This window comes from Streptomyces thermovulgaris (assembly GCF_002155915.1).
Lineage (GTDB): Bacteria > Actinomycetota > Actinomycetes > Streptomycetales > Streptomycetaceae > Streptomyces > Streptomyces thermovulgaris.
In genome coordinates, this window is sequence record NZ_MUME01000243.1 from 1 (window position 1) to 4173 (window position 4173).

The 4173-nt window shown below is 72.0% G+C and carries 3 protein-coding genes and 1 pseudogene; 3 read left to right on the top strand and 1 reads right to left on the bottom strand.

Annotation, left to right across the window (positions count from 1 at the left end):
• Positions 1-1112 (bottom strand): serine/threonine-protein kinase (locus CCN35_RS19035; protein ID WP_245863273.1); only part of this gene is annotated, 1112 nt, incomplete at its 3' end.
• Positions 1113-1303: 191 nt separating this feature from the next.
• On the opposite strand from CCN35_RS19035, the gene CCN35_RS19040 reads away from it, so the two are divergent.
• The 3 genes and pseudogenes from CCN35_RS19040 to CCN35_RS19050 form a co-directional block, all read left to right on the top strand.
• The gene (locus CCN35_RS19040) at positions 1304-2659 is read left to right on the top strand and encodes an aspartate aminotransferase family protein (protein WP_086793664.1); all 1356 of its coding nucleotides are present in this window, start codon (positions 1304-1306) and stop codon (positions 2657-2659) included.
• Between the two features lie 173 nt (positions 2660-2832).
• Positions 2833-3537, top strand: a complete 705-nt coding sequence (locus CCN35_RS19045) for a GntR family transcriptional regulator (RefSeq protein ID WP_067397183.1) — start codon at positions 2833-2835, stop codon at positions 3535-3537.
• Positions 3538-3757: 220 nt separating this feature from the next.
• Positions 3758-4173, top strand: a pseudogene (locus CCN35_RS19050) (hypothetical protein); the annotation flags it as partial.

Here is a 4173-nt window from a genome sequence, read left to right on the forward strand (position 1 = left end):
GTGCCGCACCTGCCGGTCCCGGCCACGGCCGTGCCGCCCCGCGGTCCGGCCCCGGCGGGCGCGGCACCGGCGGGCGCGGCACCGGCAGGTGCGGCACCGTCCGCGGGCTGCGCCGGACCGGCGGCCTCCTCCCCGGCTCGTTGCGCCCCGGCGGAAGCGGCGGCCCCGCCCCCCGGTGTCCTCTGCGGATCCTCCGGGTTCTCCGCGTCCAGCAGCCGGACGGCATGACGCCCGAGCTGGGCGACCAGGGCACCGGGCAGCCAGGGGTCGCGGAGCCGTCCGTCGGCGACCGTGTCCCCGGCCCCGGTGCGCCGGACGATCTGGTCGAGGGTCGGCCGGGCGGCCGGGTCCTTCCGCAGACAGTCGCGGACCAGGTCGGCGATGCCCTCGGGCACCCCCTCGAGATCGGGTTCCTCCTCGGCGATCCGGTACATCAGCGCGTGCACCCCGCTGTCGGCGCCGCCGAAGGGCAGCGCACCGGTCGCGGCGTACGCGAGCACCGAACCGAGGCAGAAGACGTCGCACGCCGGGGTGATCCGGTCGCCGCGCACCTGCTCGGGCGCCATGAAGCCGGGCGAGCCGACCAGTGCGCCGGTCCGGGTGAGCCCGCCGTCCGTGACGGTCTCCAGCGCCCGTGCGATGCCGAAGTCGATGACCCGCGGGCCGTCGATCGTGACGAGCACATTGGACGGCTTGAGGTCGCGGTGGACGAGACCCGCCGCGTGGATGTCCTTGAGCGCACCGGCCAGTCCGGCCGCGAGGATCCGCACCGACCTCTCGGGCAGCGGCCCGTGGTCGTGCCCGACGACCTGCTGCAGGCTGGGCCCGGCGACATATCCGGTGGCCACCCACGGCACGGCGGCCTCGGTGTCCGCGTCCAGCACGGGAGCCGTCCAGTGCCCGCCGACCCGCCGCGCGGCCTGCACCTCCTGCCGGAACCGCGCCCGGAACTCCTCCTGCTGCGCCAGTTCCTGCCGCACCAGCTTCACCGCGACGGTCCGCCCCCGGTCCGACCGGGCCAGATACACCTGCCCCATGCCGCCGGCCCCGAGCCGCGCCAGCAGCCGGTACGCACCGATCCTCTGCGGATCGTCGGGTGCGAGCCTCTGCACGACCGAACCGCCTCCCCCCGATATCCCCCGATACGTCCCTGTGCGCCAGACCGAGAATAGTGCCGCGCACCACACGGACGGGGGGCTCGGTGCCTACGGTTCCGTAACAGCGACAACCTGTCGTCAAAACCCTGCGAGCGCAGACAGGACGCCGATGTCGTGCCCCGCCGCACCCGTTTACCCTCGCCCGTATGACCCCTCAGCCGAATCCCGAAGCCGGCGCTGCCGTCAAGGCCGCCGACCGTGCCCATGTGTTCCACTCCTGGTCCGCGCAGGACCTCATCGACCCGCCGGCCATAGCCGGCGCCGAAGGGTCGTACTTCTGGGACTACGACGGCAAGCACTACCTGGACTTCGCCAGCGGGCTCGTCTACACCAACATCGGCTACCAGCACCCCAAGGTCGTCGCCGCGATCCAGGAGCAGGCCGCCGAGCTGGCCACGTTCGCGCCGGCGTTCGCCGTCGAGGCGCGGTCCGAGGCGGCGCGGCTGATCGCCGAGCGGACCCCGGGCGACCTGGACAAGATCTTCTTCACCAACGGCGGCGCCGACGCCGTCGAGCACGCCATCCGCATGGCGCGGCTGCACACCGGGCGGCCCAAGGTCCTCTCGGCGTACCGCTCCTACCACGGCGGCACGCAGCAGGCCGTCAACGTCACCGGCGACCCGCGGCGCTGGCCCTCGGACAGCGGCACGGCCGGTGTCGTGCACTTCTGGGCGCCCTTCCTCTACCGCTCCCGCTTCTACGCCGAGACCGAGGAGCAGGAGTGCGAGCGCGCCCTGGAGCACCTGGAGACGACGATCGCCTTCGAGGGGCCGTCGACCATCGCCGCGATCATCCTGGAGACCGTGCCCGGCACGGCCGGGATCATGGTGCCGCCGCCCGGCTACCTCGCCGGGGTGCGCGAGCTGTGCGACAAGTACGGGATCGTCTTCATCCTGGACGAGGTCATGGCCGGGTTCGGACGGACCGGCGAGTGGTTCGCGGCGGACCTCTTCGGCGTCGTGCCGGACCTGATGACCTTCGCCAAGGGCGTCAACTCCGGCTACGTCCCGCTCGGCGGCGTCGCGATCTCCGGGAAGATCGCGGAGACGTTCGGCAAGCGGGTCTACCCCGGCGGTCTCACCTACTCCGGGCACCCCCTGGCCTGCGCCGCGGCCGTCGCGACGATCAACGTGATGGCCGAGGAGGGCGTCGTCGAGAACGCCAAGCGGCTCGGCGCCGAGGTCGTGGAGCCGGGGCTGCGCGAGCTGGCCGAGCGGCACCCGAGCGTCGGCGACGTGCGCGGTGTCGGCATGTTCTGGGCCGTCGAGCTGGTGAAGAACCGCGAGACCCGCGAGCCGCTGGTGCCGTACAACGCGACCGGCGAGGCGAACGCCCCGATGGCGGCCTTCGCCGCCGCCGCCAAGGCGAACGGCCTGTGGCCCTTCGTCAACATGAACCGCACCCATGTCGTCCCGCCGTGCAATGCGACCGCGGCCGAGCTGAAGGAGGGCCTGGCGGCACTGGACGCAGCCCTGTCGGTGGCCGACGAGTACACCGAGTAGTCCGTACGCCGTACGGCCCGTACGCTGAACGGGCCGTACGGCGTACGGCCCTGCGCACGACCGTGCCGGCTCCGGACGGCGGTACTGAGGAGTAACCCGAAACGCGTAAGGTGGCGTGCCCGTAAAGGACGCACGAGTACGCCACCCCCCTACGCGTGAGGAGATTCCCGACCATGCCCGGCAACAGCGGTACCGGCGCCGTGACACGCAGCACGCTGCGGCAGCAGATCGCGGACGCGCTCCGGGACGAGGTGCTGGCCGGGCGGTTCCAACCGGGTCAGGAGTGCACGGTCAAGGAGATCGCCGAGCAGTACGGGGTGTCCGCGACCCCCGTCCGCGAGGCGCTGGTCGACCTGTCCGCCCAGGGCCTGCTGGAGGCCGACCAGCACCGCGGCTTCCGGGTGCGCGAGTACTCCCTGGACGACTTCCGCGCGATGATCGAGGCACGCGGCCTGGTCGCCGACGGCATGTTCCGGGCCATATCCGAGGGCCTCAAGCCCTTCCCCCGTCTCGACGACCCGTCCTTCACGACCACGCTCGCCGGGGTGCGCCGGCGCGGCGAGGAGGCGCAGCGCGCGGCCGCCGCGGGCGACCTGGCGGTTCTGATCGGCTACGACCTGCGCTTCTGGCGGGAGCTCGTCGCCCTGTTCGGCAACCCCTACCTCAGCGACTTCCTGCACCGGCTGCGCGTGCAGTGCTGGGCCTGCTCGGTGCAGTACCTGCGCCGCCGCACCGATCTGCGCGGCGAGCTGTGGTCCCGGCACACCGCACTCGTCGACGCCCTGGCGACGGGCGACACCACGACCGCCCGCACGATCGTCGCCGAGTACAACGCCGGCGCCCTCGCCCTCGTCGAACGCCTGGCCAACGGCACCTGAGCGACCGGCCCGCGCCCCTGCCGTCCCCCTTGCACCTCCGCCGTCCCTTCCGTCCCTGATTCGGCGGGACTTCCGCCCCCGAGTACGTGGACGGGCGAGGTGTGGGTAAAGGACCTGCACGGGGAGAACCGAGCGACGCCGTACCGATCACCACCGACTACGCTTCTACACTCCCTGACCACCAAAGCGTTGGAACCCCGCCCTCCCCGAGGAGCCCTCTTTGGCCTGTGACCTGTGGCTGGTACCGCTCGTCGACGTGCTGTGCCACACCCCCGACAACCCGTTCGCCGAGGAACTCGCGCAGTACAACAAGGTGCTCGCCGAGAACGGGCTTCCACCGGTGCCGGTGTACCAGTACATGCCCGGTCTGTCCGGGGAAGTGGCACCGGTGGCCGGCTTCGACTACGACGCACTGCACTTCCTGCGCCGCGCCTACCTCCTCCAGGTCTGCGGTCTGCCGCTGACCCCGGTCGACGAACTGGGCGGCGACTACGAGCAGTTGCTGGAGATGTTCGAGGCGACGGCCCAGCAGTCCCACCTGGTCTGGCACTACGACCACGCCGGCGAGGAGTTCGTCGTTGGACAGGGGGAGCGGGAAGTCCAGGGGGACGTAGGCGCCGGCGTGGTCGTAGTGCC